This is a genomic window from Frateuria soli (assembly GCF_021117385.1).
In the GTDB taxonomy this organism is placed as follows: Bacteria; Pseudomonadota; Gammaproteobacteria; order Xanthomonadales; family Rhodanobacteraceae; genus Frateuria_A; species Frateuria_A soli.
The window spans coordinates 2,394,458-2,410,627 of the sequence record NZ_CP088252.1; the positions used below are offsets into that span (position 1 = coordinate 2,394,458).

The following is a 16,170-nucleotide window of genomic DNA, read 5'->3' on the forward strand; positions in this document are numbered from 1 at the left end:
CCGGTGCCGTGCGAGACTTCCCTTCCATGTCCCCGATCACCGACCTGCCGCTGCCCTACGTCGACCGCCTGCCGGAGCGGGCCGCCGACGCGGTGACGCTAGTGGTGATCCACTGTACCGAGTTGCCGGACCTGGCCACCGCGCGGGAGTACGGCGAGAAGGTGCTGTACGAAAGCGGAGCCGGCAACAGCGGGCACTACTACATCGACCGCGATGGGGCGATCCTGCGCTACGTGCCGGGCACGCGTATCGCCCACCACGTGCGGGGACGCAATGCGGATTCGATCGGCATCGAGCTGGTCAACCGCGGACGCTATCCGGACTGGTTCGCGGCGGGCAACCAGATGATGAAAGAGCGGTATCCGGACGTGCAGATCGCGGCATTGAGTGAATTGCTTGCCCGGCTTCGGCAGGAATTCCCCCACCTGCGCGCCATCGCCGGCCACGAGGATCTCGATACCGCGCGCGTGCCGGCCAGCGACGACCCGGCGGTGATGGTGCCGCGCAAGCTCGATCCGGGTCCGCTGTTCCCTTGGGACGCGATCGTTCCGGCGTGCGGGTTGGAGCGGTTCCGGGCCTGACCGGGATTTCCCGCGAGCCCCCCCCTCACCCCAACCCTCTCCCCGGAGGGGAGAGGGAGCCGGTTCGCCGCACATCCACGCCCTTCGCTCCTGCCCTTCGCTCCTGCCCTTCGCTCCTGCCCTTCGCTCCTGCTTTCCGCTCTCGCCTTGGCTCCTCTAAAAAGTGCGCGCAGGAAGCGCGCTGCTCTTCCCCACTCCCCTATGGCGCGGCGGGCGGGTGGCGGATCAGCCCGCAGGGTGGCCGGCAGGACGCCGGCCAGTTTTTCGTCGGGGCAGGAGCCCCGTCGAAAAACCCCGCCACCCGCCCGCGTACCCGAAGGGCGCGCCATCGGGGTGCCCTTCTCTTTGGCTACTTTCTCTTGGGCAAGCAAGAGAAAGTGACTCGGGCGCCAAAGGCGTCCGAAAGCTCTTGCTCTTGCTCTTGCCATTGCTCCTACTCTCGCCCCCTCTCATCAACCGCTGAGGCGAGCCCCGGCGCCCCTCACCCCAGTCCTCTCCCCGGAGGGGCAAGGGAGCAAAGCTATAATCCCCACTCCCCACACACTCGGACACCCCATGCGGGAAGAACACGTCAAGGAACTGGTCGACCTGCTCCAGCTCGAACGCCTGGAGGACAACCTGTTCCGCGGCCAGAGCCGCGACATCGGCACCCGCTTCGTGTTCGGCGGCCAGGTCCTCGGCCAGGCACTGTCGGCTGCGCAGCAGACCGTCGATCCCGGGCGCGAGGCCCACTCGCTGCACGCCTACTTCCTGCGCGCCGGCGACATCGACGCGCCGATCGTCTACTCGGTCGAGCGCGCGCGCGACGGCGGCAGCTTCTCCGCGCGCCGCGTGGTCGCGATCCAGCACGGCCAGCCGATCCTGAACGGCGCGATCTCCTTCCAGGAGCCTGAAAAGGGCTTCGAGCACCAGAGCGCCATGCCCGAGGTGCCCTCGCCCGAAGACCTCGAGCCGATGCGCCACCTGCCGGCCGACGAGCTCGCCAAGCTGCCGGTGAAGCTGCAGCGCTGGCTCGGCATCGACGGACCGTTCGAGTTCCGCCAGGTATGGCCGCGCGACGAACTGCATCCGGCCAAGCGCCCGCCGATCCAGCACATCTGGTTCCGCCTCACCGCGCCCATCGGCGACTCGCCGGTGCTGCATCGCGCGCTGCTTGCCTACGCCTCGGACTTCCACCTGATCGGGACCGCGACCCTTCCGCACGGCATCTCCTACCTGACCCACAACGTGCAGATGGCCAGCCTCGACCATGCGCTCTGGTTCCACCGCCCGTTCCGCGTGGACGAGTGGCTGCTGTACTCGTTCGACAGCCCCACCGCCCAGGGCGGACGCGGCCTGGCGCGCGGGCAGATCTACAGCCGCGACGGGCGGCTGGTCGCCTCCACCGCGCAGGAAGGCCTGATCCGCCTGCGCAACGGCTAGGCATTAGACTCACCCCATGCGTCCGCTCTACTCCTCCCCCCGCCAGGAAAACATCGACCGGCTGGTCGCCCTGCTTGCCGAACACGGCATAGAGACGACGGTCACCGGTCGCTCGAACTGGAACCGCCCGAGCTACCAGCGCTTCAGCTATGCCCAGCGCAACGGCAACCGCGAAAGCTGGCCGCAGGTGTGGGTCAACCGTGCGGACGACTACACCCAGGCGCGCACGTTGCTGCGCGGGCTGGGCATCGAGCCGATGGTGCGCCATGGCGAGGAACTGGCAGCGGCGCGCAACCCGACGCCGGAGATGCGCCGCGCCAGCGTGGCCACCCGCGTGCGGCGCATCGTGCTGCTGGCGCTCGCGGCCGCCTTCGCGATCCTGATGTTGCGCTACATGGGCAAGATATAGGCCACCCGATCAAGGCTGCTTTCTCGGAAAATTTGCAACCGATCGCGCACTCGGTCATAGAATCGGGCTCATGCGCTCCGAACGCGTCCGCCTTTTCCAGACCCTGCCGCATGCCTGCGGCTACTACGCCGAGCGCACGGCGCAGAACCTGGTGATCGATCCGGCCGCGCCGCGGCTGGACCAGCTCTACGGCCCTGCGCTGGAGCGCGGCTTCCGCCGCGCGGGCGGCCATCTGTATTACCCCAACTGCCCGCAGTGCCGCGCCTGCACGCCCTGCCGCATCGACGTGGAGCAATTCACGCCCGACCGCGGGCAGCGGCGATGCCTCAAGCGCAACTCGGACCTCACCGTGGTCGAGTGCATGGCCGGCTACAACGCCGAGCGCCACGCGCTGTACGAGCGCTACCTGCGGACCCGCCACGCCGGCGGTGGCATGGACGAGGCCGATGCCAGCGACTTCCGTCGCTTCCTCACCGCGCCGTGGAGCCCCACGCTGTTCCTGGAATTCCGCCTTGGCGCACAGTTGCTCGCGGTGGCGGTCACCGACGTGTGCATCAACGGACTGTCGGCGGTCTACACCTTTTTCGATCCGGACCATGCCGCACGCAGCCTGGGCACCTACGCCATCCTGCAGCAGGTGCAACTGGCCCGCCGCCGCGGCCTGCCGTGGGTGTACCTGGGCTTCTGGATCGAAGGCCACGAGAAGATGGACTACAAGCGGCGCTTCCGTCCGTTGCAGGTGCGCACCCGTGACGGCTGGGTCCCGCTGACGCCGTAAACGTGCGCAGGGTGGGCTTGAGCCCGCCATGGCACGCCGCGGGAGCCGGTGGGCTGAAGCCCACCCTGCCCACGTTTCAGATGCCAGGGCGCGGCCCGGCGATGCGTGTCGAGCCGACTTCCGGATACGGGAACAGCTTGATCAGCGGCACCGAGAGGCCGTCGTCGCCGACCACGCGGCAGTGCGTGCGATCGAGCTGGCGCGGGTCATCCACGCCGCAGCTGTGCGCGATGATGCCGACTTCGTACATCAGGTTGCGCGCGTAATGCGCCACCTTCTCGGTCTTGTCCGTCACCACCAGGCCGCGCTGCAGCTTCGGGTTCTGCGTGGTGATGCCGGTCGGGCAGGTGTTGCGGTTGCACTGCAGCGACTGGATGCAACCGAGCGCGAGCATGAAGCCGCGCGCGGAATTGACGAAGTCCGCACCGACCGACAGCGCCCACGCCACGTCGTAAGCGGTGATGCGCTTGCCCGAGCAGATCACCTTGATGCGCTCGCGCAGGCCCTTGGCGATCAGCGTGTCGACGAGCGCCGGCAACGCCTCGTGCAACGGCAAGCCCATGCCTTCCATCAGGGTCTGCGGCGCGGCGCCGGTGCCACCTTCGGAACCGTCGACGATGATGAAGTCCGGCGCGCTTTCGATGCCGCGCTTCCAAACTTCGTCGCACAGCTCCTCGATCAGGCCCGGGCCACCCAGCACCGCCTTGAAGCCGGTCGGCTTGCCGCTGACCTCGCGCACGTGCGCGATGGCGTCCAGCAGCTGCGGCACGTTGGCGATGTCGAGGTGGCGGTTGGGACTCTGCGAATCCTGCCCGACCGGGATGCCGCGGATGGCGGCGATCTCGGGCGTCACCTTGATTCCCGGCAGCAGGCCACCCATGCCGGGCTTGGCGCCCTGGCCGAGCTTGATGCTGACCATCTTCACCTGCTTGTGCGCGCAGATCGCACGCAGGCGCTCGTCGTCGAGCCGGCCGTCGGCGGTACGCACGCCGTACTTGGCGGTGCCGATCTCGAACACCAGGTCGCAGCCGCCTTCCAGGTGGTAGGGCGCCAGGCCGCCTTCGCCGGTATCCAGCCAGATCCCGGCCCTGGCCGCGCCGTGCGACAGCGCGCGCACCGCCGGCGCCGACAGCGCGCCATAGCTCATCGCGGAGATGTTGAAGAAAGCCGCGTGGTCGTAGGGCTCGCGCGCGTACGGACCGATCCGCACGGGCTTTGGATCGACGTGGTGACCCTCCAGCCGCGGGAACGGCGCATTGACGAAGAACGGGATGCCCTCGGCCGAGAGATCGCGCGTGGTGCCGAAGCCGATCGTGGTGTCGGCATTCTTGGCCGCGCGGTAGACCCAGACGCGCTGGGCGCGATTGAACGGCAGCTCCTCGCGGTCGCTGGCGAACAGGTACTGGCGGAAGAACTCGCCCAGGCGCAGGAAGCCGTAGCGGAAGTGGCCGATGACCGGGAAGTTGCGCAGCACCGCGTTGCCGGTCTGGTAGCGGTCGGCGATCCACACCGAGAGCACGACCACCACGGCCAGCGCCAGCATCAGCACGAAGAAGGCCGCCAGCGTTTCGACCAGCACGATCAGCCAGTGCGCGAAGCCCTCCGGTGCCATGTTTGCTCTCCTTCCGATAAAACCAGGAGCCTAGCCTAGCGCGGACAGTGCCCCCTCCCCTGCGCGGAGAGGGCCAAGCAGGCGAGTGTGACGATTCTCAGAGCTCGACCTTCAGGCACCCTGCCGCCCGCACCGCCTTGGCGCGCGCCGCCTCCACATCCACGTCGCGCGCCAGCGTCACCGCCATCCGCCGGCGCCCCTTGACCTCCGGCTTGCCGAAGATCCGCAACTGCGTATCGGGCTCGGCCAGCGCATCGGCCACGCCGTGATAGCGCGGGTACCGACCCTCGCCCTCGACCAGCACGGCGCACGAGGCCGACGGGCCCCACTGGCGGATGACCGGAATCGGCAGGCCAAGGATGGCCCGCGCATGCAGCGCGAACTCCGAAAGCTCCTGCGACACCAGCGTCACCAGCCCGGTGTCGTGCGGGCGCGGACTGACCTCGGAGAAGATCACGCTGTCGCCCTTGACGAAGAACTCCATGCCGAACACGCCCCAGCCGCCCAGCGCGTGGGTGATGGCCGCGGCCTGGCGCTGCGCCTCGGCCAGCGCCGTTTCGCTCATCGGCTGCGGCTGCCACGACTCGCGGTAGTCGCCATGCTCCTGGCGGTGGCCGATCGGCTGGCAGAAGCTGGTGCCGTCGCGGTGGCGCACGGTGAGCAGCGTGATCTCGTAATCGAAGTCGACGAAGCCCTCGACGATCACACGCCCCTGCCCGGCACGTCCGCCCGACTGGGCATAATCCCAGGCCGCGTCCAGTTCCGTGGCATCGTGCACCGTGCTCTGCCCCTTGCCGGAGGAACTCATTACCGGCTTGACCACGAACGGATACCCGATGGCCTCGACTGCCGCGCGGTACTCCGTCGGCGTGTCGCAGAAACGGTAGGGCGAGGTCGGCACGCCCAGCTCCTCGGCAGCGAGGCGGCGGATGCCTTCGCGGTCCATCGTCAGCCACGCGGCGCGTGCGGTGGGAATCACCCGCAGGCCCTCCCGTTCCAGCTCGACCAGCGTCGGCGTGTGGATCGCCTCGATCTCCGGCACGACGAGGTCGGGCTTCTCGCGCGCGATCAGTGCACGCAGCGCAGCGCCATCGAGCATGTCGATCACGTGGCTTCGGTGCGCCACCTGCATCGCCGGCGCGTCGGCATACCGGTCGACCGCGATCACCTCGACGCCGAAGCGCTGCAGTTCGATCGCCACTTCCTTGCCCAGTTCGCCCGAACCGAGCAGCAGGACGCGCACGGCATGATCGGAAAGCGGCGTGCCGAAAGGCTTCATGGAAAGCTCCCTGGAGGAATGGGGCGCATTGTAGGGGCTACGTTGCACCGCGCATTGACGCCGACCCTGCCAGGGGTTTCCACTGGACCCGTCATCCATCCCCCGGGATTGACCATGCGACGCGTCCTGCCCAGCTTGGTGCCTGCGATCTGGCTGTGCCTCTGTAGCGCCGCGCAAGCGGCCTTGCCGGTGCAGACCGAATGGATGGCCGTGCTGCTTGGCGGGCGCAAGGTCGGTCACGTGCAGATCGATCGCGAGCGCGACGGCGACGTTCTCACCACCACCCAGACGCTGTCGCTGGACCTGAGCCGCTCGGGCAAGCCCATGCGCCTGGGCAACACGAGCCGCAGCGTCGAGGGCCCGGACGGCGAGCCACTGGGCTTCGCCTCGCGCACGCGGATGTCGTCGATGGACAGCACGGTCGACGCCGTGCCCGATGATGCCGGGCGCTATCGGGTCACCACCACGGTGGGCGGCCAGACAAGCATCACCCTGATGGACTGGCCCGGCGACGCCTTGCTTGCCGAAGGCCAGCGCCTGGCCACCGTCGCCGCCGGGCGGGTGCCGGGCACCCGCTACCAGCTGCACGAGTTCGACCCGTCCAGCCAGCAAGTCGTGCAGGTCCAGGTGGATGTGCTGGGCGAGGAGACCGTCGCGCTGCCGGACGGCGCGATGCGGCTCAGCCACCAGCGCCAGACCCTCACCCTGGCCCGCGGACGCCAGACGCTGGAGCTGTGGGTGGACGACCAGGGCATCGCCCGCAAGGGCCTGATGAGCCTGCTCGGGCAGCCGCTGGAGATGCTCGCCTGCGATCGCGACTGCGCGCTGGCTCCCAACCAGCCGGTGGACATGCTGCGCGCGGCGACGGTCGAATCGCCTCGCTGGCTGCCGAGCTACGTCCGCGCCGTGCCGATGCGCTACCGCATCCGCATCGGCGGCAACATCGGCCAGCCCTTCATCACCACGGACGAACAGCAGGTCACACCGCTCGGCGGCACCGACTGGATGCTGGACGTGGGCAACTCCCACGCCGGCCGACAGGCGCCGCCCCGGCCGGCCGACACGCAGCCCAACGCCTGGCTGCAATCCGACGCCCCGGCGATCCGCCGGCTGGCCACCCAGGCGGTGGGCGGCGCGCACGACGACCTGCGGCGCATGCGCCGCCTGCGGGAGTTCGTCAGCGATTACATCACCGGCCATGGGCTGGACGTCGGCTACGCCTCGGCGCTGGAGGTGGTGCACAGCCGGGAGGGCGACTGCACCGAATACGCGGTCCTGCTTGCGGCCATGGCAAGGGCGCAGGGCATTCCCGCGCGGGTCGTCACGGGCATGGTGTACGCCGACCGCTTCGCCGGTGCCTCGCAGTTGTTCATCCCGCACGAATGGGTCCAGGCCTGGGTGCATGGTCGCTGGCAGAGCTTCGACGCCGCGCTGCGCCACTTCGACAGCACGCACCTGGCGCTGGCCAGCGGTGACGGTGACCCCTGGCATTTCGCCGCGACCACCCAGCTATTCGGCAACCTGCACATCCGCCAGGCGGTGCCCGGCGCCGACCTGAGCCTGCCTGCCGGTGGTGGCTCCCCGGGTCCGGGCGGAGGCTCCGGCGCAGGCTCCGGCGGCAGCCCGGGGGGCGGCGGGGGACCGGGTCACTGAGCACTTGCATGGTGATATGTTTTTGATATCTACTTCCCATATCCAAGGGAGGTAGCGTCATGAACGAACGCAAGGGCTTTTCGATCGCCGGCATCCCCTTCATCGGAGTCTGCCTGGTGCTGGCGGCCATCGGCGGGTTGCTGCTGGTGGGCGCCGATGCCGGGCAGCCGGCACCGCGCGTCATCCCGGGCATGCTGCTGCTGGCGTTGACCGGATTCCTGCTCAAGGGCTTCTTCCAGGTCGCCCCCAACGAGGCCCAGGTGATGCAGCTGTTCGGTCGTTACGCCGGCAGCGTGCGCGAGGAGGGTCTGCGCTGGACCAATCCGTTCTATGCCAAGCGCCGGCTGTCGTTGCGCGTGCGCAACTTCGAAAGCGGCAAGCTCAAGGTCAACGACAACGACGGCAATCCGATCGAGATCGCCGCGGTCGTGGTATGGCAGGTCGTGGACACTGCCGAGGCCGTGTTCCGCGTCGAGGACTACGAGAACTTCGTGCACATCCAGAGCGAGTCCGCACTGCGCCAGATGGCGCAGAGCTATCCCTACGACGCGCATGACGACGGCCAGCCCTCGCTGCGCAGCCACGGCGAGGTCATCAACAATCACCTGCGCGACGAGATCCAGGCACGGCTGGAACAGGCCGGCGTGCAGGTGATCGAGGCGCGCATCAGCCACCTGGCCTACGCGCAGGAGATCGCCCAGGCGATGCTGCAGCGCCAGCAGGCCGGCGCCATCATCGCGGCCCGCACCCGCATCGTCGAAGGCGCGGTCAGCATGGTCGAGATGGCACTGGACCAGTTGAGCCGTCGCGGCGTGGTCGAGCTGGACGAAGAGCGCAAGGCGGCCATGGTCAGCAATCTGCTGGTGGTGCTGTGCGGTGAGCGCGGCACCCAGGCGGTGGTCAACACCGGCACCCTCTACGGCTAGGAGAAATGCGATGGGCTATGCGATCCCTGTCATCGTCGTGATCCTGATCATTGCCGTGGCCGTCGCCTCGCGGCGCAAGCGCGACTGAGTCGATGCCGGCGGAGAAGAAAGCGTATCCACTGCGGATCAGCGCCAGCGTGCTCGAAGCCATGCAGCGCTGGTCCGACGACGAGCTGCGCAGCGTCAATGCGCAGATCGAGTACGTGCTGCGGGAGGCACTGCGCAAATCCGGCCGCCTGAAGGCCGGCACGAGCAAGCCGGTGATCGACGACGAGCCGGACTCGCGCTGAGCCTCCGCGCGCGGACAACCGGTCACCGTGAGCGACCTTCAGCGCGATCCCGGCCACGGCTGCGGCTGCAATCCGGGCAGCCGCACCACCTTCGTTCCGTCACTGCCCAGCACCACCAGCCAACGCCCTTCGAGCACCACGCGATCGACATCGGCCAGGCCGTTGCCGCGATCCAGCGTGGCCAGGGGGCGGCCGTCGCGCGCGTCATAGGCCTGGATGCGGTCGCGCTGGCGGTCGGACACCAGCAGCCAGTCGTGGCCATCGGCCCTCCAGCGCACCAGTTGCTTGGGTGGCACGGGCGAGGGCGGCATGAGCACACCGGTCAGCAGCGCCGCCGCCAGGAAAGTGACAGCGAACCCGGCACGGCCGTCGGGCCGGCGAAGGCATTGTTGCGGGAGCGGGTATCGGCGCATGCCCGCAGCTTCGCGCCGGAGCATGACGTCGCTATGACGCCGACTTGTCCGTGCGATGAAGGGCCAGGCCCAGCGCGATCCATCCGCCGATGAAGGCGAGCCCGCCCAGCGGGGTGATCGCGCCGCACCAGCGCGGCGCGCCCAGCGCCAGCGCATAGAGACTGCCGCAGAACAGCACGATGCCGACGACGAACGCCGCAAGCGCGCAGCGCCGCGCCCGGCCCGGCGACGCGAGGCCGGCGATCGCCAGCGCCAGCGCATGCCAGAAATGGTATTGCGAGGCGGTATGCCAGAGCTCGCGCCCACCGGCATCGAGCACACCGCGCAGCGCATGCGCGCCGAAGGCGCCCAGCAGCACCGCGCTGGCGCCGGTCGTGGCGAGCAGCCAGGGGATCGTGGCGGGGACAGGTTGTCGCACGGGCTTCTCCTCGGCCGCGCCCGCAGCGCCGCTTGGCGTATGCTGGCCGGATGCATCGTCCGGATTCTTGCACGAAGCCCTCGCGGCTGGTCCGCCTCGTCCTGCTGCTGGGACTCGCCCTGCTGCTGGCCGCCTGCCATCGCGAGGACAATCTGCCCTGGCGGCTGACCGACATCAGCGGTCACATGCCCGATCTCGCGTTCCAGCTCACCGACGACACCGGCAGGCCGGTGACGGGCGAAGACTACCGCGGCAAGGTGGTGTTGCTGTACTTCGGCTACACCCACTGTCCGGACGTCTGCCCACTCACCCTGGCGCACCTGCATGCGGTGCTTGAGCGGGTCGGCCCCAAGGCGGACGGCGCGCGCATCCTGTTCGTCAGCGTCGACCCGGCGCGCGACACGCCGGCAATCATGCACGCCTACGTCAACGCCTTCGACAAACGCGCGGTCGGCCTGACCGGCACGCCACGCGCACTGGAGGCGTTGAGCAAGCGCTACCGCTCGGCCTTCACCCGCGAGCCATCCCAGGCCGACGGCCAGTACGAGGTCAGCCACAGCTCGGCGATCTACCTGTTCGACCGCCAGGGCCACGCGCGGCTGCTCGCCACGCCCGCCGCCTCGCAGGACGACCTGGTCCACGATCTCTACCTGCTGCTTGAAACCGGAAAATGACCTCGCGCTTCCTGTCCCTGCTACTCGCCGGCCTGCTCCTTGCTGCCGGTGCCGCCCATGCGGGCCAGGCCGACCATGTGCATGCCGACGACGCCTGGATCCGCGTGATGCCTGCCGGCCTGCCCGCCGGCGGCTACGTGGCCCTGCGCAACGAGGGCGACCAGCCAGCCATACTCGACGGCGCCAGCAGCGCCACCTACGGCAGCGTGATGCTGCACGAGAGCTCCACCGACAGCGGCATGGGTCGCATGCGCATGGTCGAGCGCCTGACCATACCGGCACATGGCCAGGTCGCGCTCGCGCCCGGCGGCTATCACTTCATGCTGATGGACGCGGCCAAACCGGTGCAGCCGGGCCAGACGGTGCAGGTCACGCTGCATTTTGCCGACGGCAGCATGCTGCCCACCGATTTCCGCGCCAGGCCGGCCAACGCCCTCTAGCGTTACGCTCTTCGCAGGAGCCCGCTTGCGGGCGATGCTCCAGGCCCAGGCCCCGTGGCGAAGCGCATCGCCCGCAAGCGGGCTCCTACAGGGACTGGCGCAGGGCTGGGCGCTGCTCGCGCCGGATGCGCCCGCGTCGGGACAACGCCAGCCACTGGCGCAGGGCCAGCAGTGCGCCGATCGACTCGATCAACGCCGCCGGCACCCAGGTGATCACGCCGCCGACCATCTGGCCGGTCAGCACATTGAAGCTGAACGCGCGCCCGCAGATTTCGAAGATCGGGTAGAGGTCGGTCCTGGAGAACGTGATGATCGCGCCCGCCAGGATCTGCGGTGTCATGGTGATCGCCGGCGACAGCACGCGCAGGCCCGGGATCATCCGGCCCGGCGGACGCGGCCTGTGGTCCAGGACCAGTGCCCAGTAGATGAATCCGCTGCCGAGCATCGTCCAGTTCATGAAGCGGTAGATGCGCCAGTCCAGCATCGCGAGCGTCTGCATCGACGGGACCAGCCAGACCAGAATGAAGGCGATGAAGAGGAACGTCGCCAGTGCCGGATTGAACAGCACGGCACTGGTCGCGCGCCAGGGTGCGGACCGCTGCACCGGCCGCAGCCCCCGTACACGCCACGACAGCGGCAACCCCGCCCGGAGCACCGAACCGGGATACGAAGCCACCACCAGCAGGGGCGCCAGGTGGTGCAGCAGCACCTGCTGGGTGCGGTGCATGAAGAACTCATGTTCCGCGTAGTAGTCCAGGTAGGTGTGCAGCGACAGGTAGATGATCGCCATGCCGCTCCAGAACGACAGGCGCCGGCCCAGGCTCACGCCGAGCGCGCGCGACCCGCGCCAGTACAGCACCGCGGCCAGCAGGAAACTCGCGAGGAACACCCACGAGAACTCCCAAGGCACGATCCATTTGAGCAACAGCGCCATCACCGGCCCGCACAACCACCAGCCTGCAAGGATAGACCCCACGGCGCGGCGCCGGGGTACTTGCGGCAGATTGCCGCTTCGGGAGCATGCGGGAGGGCGGGTGGAGGCGCCCGCCCGCTCACGGGAGGGAAGGGCCAAGGGCGCATCATCGGGGCGCTTTCGTGCCCCAAGGCGCTTGCCGGGGACGGCGACGGACGTCCGAAAGCTTCCGCCGGGACGCCGGCAGGCGCGCGAAGCGCCTAACCCGCCCGCGACCGGCTCTGGCGAATACGTCGCCAGCCATACAACAGGCCGATCAGGATCACCAGCGCCGGCACCAGCACGATATTGATCACCTTCAGCCGCAGACCCAGCGCATCGATCTCCGCGTTGAGCTGGTGCTGCACGTCGCGCAGTTCCTTGTTGATCGCCAGCCGCCGCTGCTGGAACTGCTCGATCTCGCTCTTCTGCTGCGCACTGGCCGCGTTCGAACGCGCGCCCTTGGACGGCTGCAGTTCGTCCAGCCGCAGGCGCGTCTCGGCCAGTTCGCGTTCCAGTTCCTGCTTCTTCACCAGGAACTTCTGGTCGGCCGCCGCTTGCAACGCCCGCACGCGGGTGAACGGGCGCTGCGAGGCAGAGCGCCCACGGATGGAAAGCAGTGATGACGAACCGCTCAGGTTGTCGGCCAGGTTGGTGACGAAGTCGCCGTTGTTGGCAAAGGCCGACAGCATCGGCTGGCCCAGAAAACTCTGCATCTCCACCCACAGCCGGTCGCTGAGGATGTCGGTATCGGCCACCAGCACCACTTCGGAATCGGGCCCGGATTCGGCCAGGTGGCCCGGCGTGCCGGCGCGCTGCGGGAAGGCGCTGCGGAAGGTGCCGCGCAGGCGCGCGGCGATCACATAGTGCTGGTTGTCCGGCTGGTAGCCCTGCAACAGCAGGGTCGGGTCGCTGACCGCCTCCAGCACGCGTTGTGCCGGCACCTTCTCGGCCTCGGCGCTGCTCTGGACCAGGGGCAACAGGCGCGTCTGCGCGGTCGGCGCGAGGTCGAAGCTGCCGGCGGTGGACACGTTGATGCGCTGCAGGCTGGCCGTCACCACGTCTTTATGGTTGAGTTCCTGCGGACCCAGGCCGAGCATCGCCGGATGGTTGAGGTTGGTGCCGGCCAACTCGATCTGCAGCGCGCGCGAGCGGTCGAGCACCACCGAGCGCGCATCGAATACCACGCCCCAGGCAGCGAACAGCCGCGGCAGGTCGGAGTTGTGGTCGTCGGTCAGGCCGTTGCTGTCCACGTAGGGCGTGGTGTCGAGCTCCGCGTCCGGATCGACGAATACCACCAGGTGGCCGCCACGCAGCACGTACTGGTCCAGTGCGTAGACCGCGGCGTCCGGCAGGCGCTTGGGGTGCACCAGCAGCAGCACCTGGATGTCGTCGCCCACGCGCGTGAGCGTGTCGGCGTCCAGCGTGCGCACCTCGAACAGTTGCTCCAGTTGCTGCACGACCGCCCACGGCGGCTCGCCGATCGCCGGGTTGCCGCCCAGCGGCAGCGAGCTGATCAGGCCGATGTGCGGCTTGCTCGGCTGGTCCAGCTCGTACAGCAGCTTGGCGATGTCGTATTCGAGGAAGGTCTCGCGCGCCGGATCGAAGAACGGGATCGACAGGCTTCGCTCCTCGCCCCCTTCGCTGCCCGGCACCGTGTTGCCGACCAGGCCGAAGAACACCCGCTCGCCGTTGCTGCCGCCGTTGATCGGCGTCAGGCCGCCACCTTCGGCGCTGGCCTCGTCGTCCGAATACGGCACCGGATCGATCACGGCCAGGCGGATGCGGCCGTGCGAGCGGGCCACCATCTCCTGCAGCATCTCCCGCACGCGCTGCTCGTAGCTGCGCAATTTCGGCAGGTCACGGGTGGCGTGCTCGGAGAAATACAGCGTCAGCTTCAACGGCCGGTGGAGCTCGTCGATGATGTGCTGCGTACCGGGCGTGAGCGTGTACAGGTGATCGGCGGTCAGGTCGACACGCGCTGCCTGCAGCCAGCGGCTGCTGGCCAGGGTGATGCCGACGAAGGCGAGCGTCAGCACGACCAGCGCGGCGACCAGCCAGGTGCGGCGACCGATATGCAGGCGGCGCATGTCAGCGGTTCCGCTTCAGGTCGAGCACCAGCACGCCGGCGGTGAGCCAGGCGAGGATGGTGAGGATGAAATACATCAGGTCGCGCAGGTCGAGCACACCGCGCGCGATCGCCTCGAAATGCCGCAGCAGCGACAGGTGCGCCACGCCGTTGACCAGCCTGCGTGGCAGCGCGCCCTGGAAGAAATCCAGCACCTGCGGCTGGCCGACCAGGATCAGCAACACGCACACCAGCGCGGTGAGGATGAAGGCCACCACCTGGCTGCGCGTGAGCGTGGACAGGCAGGCACCGATCGCCAGGAACGCGCCGGCCATGAGCCAGCTGCCGAGATAGCCGGCGAAGATCACGCCGTTGTCCGGATCGCCCAGGTAGTTGACGGTGATCCAGATCGGAAACGTCAGCGCCAGCGCCAGCCCCAGGAACAGCCAGGCGGCAAGGAACTTGCCCAGCATCGCCTGCACCAGCGTCACCGGCAGCGTCAGCAGCAGCTCCAGCGTGCCGGCCTTGGATTCCTCCGCCCACATGCGCATCGACAACGCCGGCGCCAGGATCAGGTACAGCCACGGGTGCATCACGAAGAACGGCTGCAGATCGGCCAGCCCGCGCTCGTAGAAGTCGCCCGCATAGAAGGTGAGCAGCCCGGCCAGTACCAGGAAGATCACCAGGAACACGTACGCCACCGGGGTGACGAAGTAGCTGCGCAGCTCGCGGCGCATGATGGCGGAGACGGGGTGCATCAGGCGCCCTCCCCCATCGTGATCTGGCGGAAGACCTCGTCCAGCCGGCCGCGCTCGAGCTGGATTTCCGAAACCTCCAGGCCCTGCTGGCGCAACAGGTCCTCGACCGGCTCCAGGATGCGCGCGCCGGGCTTGGGGAATACCGTGATGCGCCCGTCCAGCGGGTCGACCTCGATCGCCGCCACCTGCGGCAGGCGCCCGAGCATCTCCTGCGAAACGCCGCTGCCGGGGGCGCTGAAGGACACCGCGCCGTGGTAGCGCGAGCGCGCCTCCAGCTCGGCCGGGGTGGCGTCGGCCAGCAGCTTGCCGCGGGCGATGATCACCACGCGGTTGCACAACGCATGGACCTCCTCCAGCAGGTGGGTGGAGATCAGGATCGTGCGTTCGCGCGCCATCGAATCGATCAGCCGACGCACCGCGTGCTTCTGGTTCGGGTCCAGCCCGTCGGTGGGTTCGTCCAGCATCAGCACCGGCGGGTCGTGCAGGATGGCCTGCGCCAGGCCCACGCGCCGGCGCAGGCCCTTGGACAGCGTGTCGATGCACTGCTCCAGCACGTCCTCCAGTTGCAGGTGCGTGACCACCTCGTCGAAGCGGCGGAACCCCGTCTCGGCCGGCAGCGCACGCACGCGCAGGATGAAGGTGAGGAACTCGCGCACGGTCATCTCGCCGTAGCTGGGCGCGCCCTCGGGCAGGTAGCCGAGCGCGCGCTTGGCCTTCAGCGGTTCGCGCTGCACGTCGTGTCCGCAAACCCGGGCGGTGCCGGAAGTCGGCACCAGGAACCCGGCGATCATGCGCATCGCGGTGGTCTTGCCGGCACCGTTGGGCCCGAGCAGCCCCAGCACCTGGCCGGGCTCGGCGCGGATGGACAGCGCGTCCACCGCGATGAGGCGGCCATAGCAACGGGTGAGTCGGTCAGCTTCGATCATGCGGCGTGGCGGCTTGGACAGGCCGCCAATGTAACCCACCGCCGCCATCGGGCGCGCGATGGAGCCGCTCGCGGACGGAGACGCGGCCCGGACCGCGAGCGGCTTCCCGCCAGTCAGCAGCGGAAATCCAGCCGCGCGTAGTAGAACCCGTCGTTCATGCCGAACGGCAGGTTTCCCAGCCATCGTGAAGCCCGGCCGGGGAAACGGCGCGCCGGTTTGCGGATCCCATTTGTCCGGACAGGTGTCGAACACGATGCCGGCGCCTACCGCGACCCTCGCCGCGTCGGAGAAGCGGTCCCCCGGCGCGACGTCGGCCAGCCACTTGCCGCCCCGGATCTGCTTGATGCCGGGCGTGAAACCCTGTCCGCTGGCCGGGCCGAAATAGTTGCCGCGCAGGGTGAAGTCCCGGGCGCCCGTGCGGTACACGCCCTGCAGGATGTGGTGCACGCGCGGCTGGCCTTCCTCGATGAGGGTGACCCGGGTGTCGTCGAAGAGCTTCTCCGGCGGCAGGATGGCCGACGCTGACCTGTGCCCGGTCGGCGAGCGGGAGAATTGTGTCTCGCCGCGCGGT

Annotated in this window: 17 protein-coding genes; 9 read left to right on the top strand and 8 right to left on the bottom strand. The window is 68.8% G+C overall.

The genetic code is table 11. The annotated features are described in order from the left end of the window. Positions 1 to 26 precede the first annotated feature (26 nt). The 4 genes from LQ771_RS11040 to LQ771_RS11055 all read left to right on the top strand — a co-directional run bounded on the left by LQ771_RS11040 (position 27) and on the right by LQ771_RS11055 (position 3,190). Complete coding sequence (locus tag LQ771_RS11040; RefSeq protein ID WP_231349463.1) at positions 27 to 581, top strand: N-acetylmuramoyl-L-alanine amidase; 555 nt, start codon at positions 27 to 29, stop codon at positions 579 to 581. A 555-nt stretch (positions 582 to 1,136) separates the two neighbouring features. Next, a complete protein-coding gene (gene tesB, locus LQ771_RS11045; RefSeq protein WP_231349464.1) occupies positions 1,137 to 2,003 on the top strand; it encodes an acyl-CoA thioesterase II in 867 nt (288 codons plus the stop codon). Between the two features lie 16 nt (positions 2,004 to 2,019). Beyond that, on the top strand, positions 2,020 to 2,412 hold the full coding sequence (locus tag LQ771_RS11050) for a hypothetical protein (RefSeq protein ID WP_231349465.1): 393 nt from the start codon (positions 2,020 to 2,022) through the stop codon (positions 2,410 to 2,412). A gap of 70 nt (positions 2,413 to 2,482) precedes the next feature. Next, positions 2,483 to 3,190: an arginyltransferase gene (locus LQ771_RS11055; protein ID WP_231349466.1), complete on the top strand. Its 708-nt coding sequence runs from the start codon at positions 2,483 to 2,485 to the stop codon at positions 3,188 to 3,190. Between the two features lie 76 nt (positions 3,191 to 3,266). Here LQ771_RS11055 and LQ771_RS11060 read toward each other — a convergent pair whose 3' ends face one another. After that, on the bottom strand, positions 3,267 to 4,802 hold the full coding sequence (locus LQ771_RS11060) for an FMN-binding glutamate synthase family protein (protein WP_231349467.1): 1,536 nt from the start codon (positions 4,800 to 4,802) through the stop codon (positions 3,267 to 3,269). A gap of 97 nt (positions 4,803 to 4,899) precedes the next feature. Next, on the bottom strand, positions 4,900 to 6,081 hold the full coding sequence (purT, locus tag LQ771_RS11065; protein ID WP_231349468.1) for a formate-dependent phosphoribosylglycinamide formyltransferase: 1,182 nt from the start codon (positions 6,079 to 6,081) through the stop codon (positions 4,900 to 4,902). Between the two features lie 114 nt (positions 6,082 to 6,195). Between purT and LQ771_RS11070 the strand changes: the two genes are divergently transcribed. The 3 genes from LQ771_RS11070 to LQ771_RS11080 all read left to right on the top strand — a co-directional run bounded on the left by LQ771_RS11070 (position 6,196) and on the right by LQ771_RS11080 (position 8,950). After that, positions 6,196 to 7,734, top strand: a complete 1,539-nt coding sequence (locus LQ771_RS11070) for a transglutaminase-like domain-containing protein (RefSeq protein WP_231349469.1) — start codon at positions 6,196 to 6,198, stop codon at positions 7,732 to 7,734. A 59-nt stretch (positions 7,735 to 7,793) separates the two neighbouring features. Then, entirely contained in the window at positions 7,794 to 8,660 is an 867-nt protein-coding gene (locus LQ771_RS11075) for an SPFH domain-containing protein (protein WP_231349470.1), read from the top strand. Positions 8,661 to 8,752: 92 nt separating this feature from the next. Beyond that, positions 8,753 to 8,950 carry a type II toxin-antitoxin system antitoxin gene (locus LQ771_RS11080; RefSeq protein ID WP_231349471.1) on the top strand — a complete coding sequence of 66 codons (198 nt, stop codon included), beginning with the start codon at positions 8,753 to 8,755 and terminating at the stop codon, positions 8,948 to 8,950. 38 nt (positions 8,951 to 8,988) lie between these two features. Here LQ771_RS11080 and LQ771_RS11085 read toward each other — a convergent pair whose 3' ends face one another. Together LQ771_RS11085 and LQ771_RS11090 are read right to left on the bottom strand one after the other, a co-directional pair. Then, positions 8,989 to 9,363 (bottom strand): YncE family protein, encoded by a 375-nt coding sequence (locus tag LQ771_RS11085; protein WP_231349472.1) that lies wholly within the window; start codon positions 9,361 to 9,363, stop codon positions 8,989 to 8,991. A gap of 31 nt (positions 9,364 to 9,394) precedes the next feature. Beyond that, positions 9,395 to 9,781 carry a DUF423 domain-containing protein gene (locus LQ771_RS11090; protein WP_231349473.1) on the bottom strand — a complete coding sequence of 129 codons (387 nt, stop codon included), beginning with the start codon at positions 9,779 to 9,781 and terminating at the stop codon, positions 9,395 to 9,397. A 50-nt stretch (positions 9,782 to 9,831) separates the two neighbouring features. Here LQ771_RS11090 and LQ771_RS11095 point away from each other — a divergent pair, with 50 nt between their 5' ends. Together LQ771_RS11095 and LQ771_RS11100 are read left to right on the top strand one after the other, a co-directional pair. Next, entirely contained in the window at positions 9,832 to 10,455 is a 624-nt protein-coding gene (locus tag LQ771_RS11095; RefSeq protein WP_231349474.1) for an SCO family protein, read from the top strand. After that, positions 10,452 to 10,895: a copper chaperone PCu(A)C gene (locus tag LQ771_RS11100; protein WP_231349475.1), complete on the top strand. Its 444-nt coding sequence runs from the start codon at positions 10,452 to 10,454 to the stop codon at positions 10,893 to 10,895. Before LQ771_RS11095 ends, LQ771_RS11100 begins: the two co-directional genes overlap by 4 nt. Positions 10,896 to 10,980: 85 nt before the next feature. Here LQ771_RS11100 and LQ771_RS11105 read toward each other — a convergent pair whose 3' ends face one another. The 4 genes from LQ771_RS11105 to LQ771_RS11120 all read right to left on the bottom strand — a co-directional run bounded on the left by LQ771_RS11105 (position 10,981) and on the right by LQ771_RS11120 (position 15,599). Continuing rightward, the gene (locus LQ771_RS11105) at positions 10,981 to 11,832 is read right to left on the bottom strand and encodes a cytochrome c oxidase assembly protein (RefSeq protein WP_231351899.1); all 852 of its coding nucleotides are present in this window, start codon (positions 11,830 to 11,832) and stop codon (positions 10,981 to 10,983) included. Between the two features lie 236 nt (positions 11,833 to 12,068). Further along, the gene (locus LQ771_RS11110; RefSeq protein ID WP_231349476.1) at positions 12,069 to 13,937 is read right to left on the bottom strand and encodes a GldG family protein; all 1,869 of its coding nucleotides are present in this window, start codon (positions 13,935 to 13,937) and stop codon (positions 12,069 to 12,071) included. A 1-nt stretch (position 13,938) separates the two neighbouring features. Further along, positions 13,939 to 14,673 (bottom strand): ABC transporter permease subunit, encoded by a 735-nt coding sequence (locus LQ771_RS11115; protein WP_231349477.1) that lies wholly within the window; start codon positions 14,671 to 14,673, stop codon positions 13,939 to 13,941. Beyond that, complete coding sequence (locus LQ771_RS11120; RefSeq protein WP_231351900.1) at positions 14,673 to 15,599, bottom strand: ABC transporter ATP-binding protein; 927 nt, start codon at positions 15,597 to 15,599, stop codon at positions 14,673 to 14,675. The genes LQ771_RS11115 and LQ771_RS11120 overlap by 1 nt, the downstream gene beginning before the upstream one ends. Positions 15,600 to 16,170: the final 571 nt, after the last annotated feature.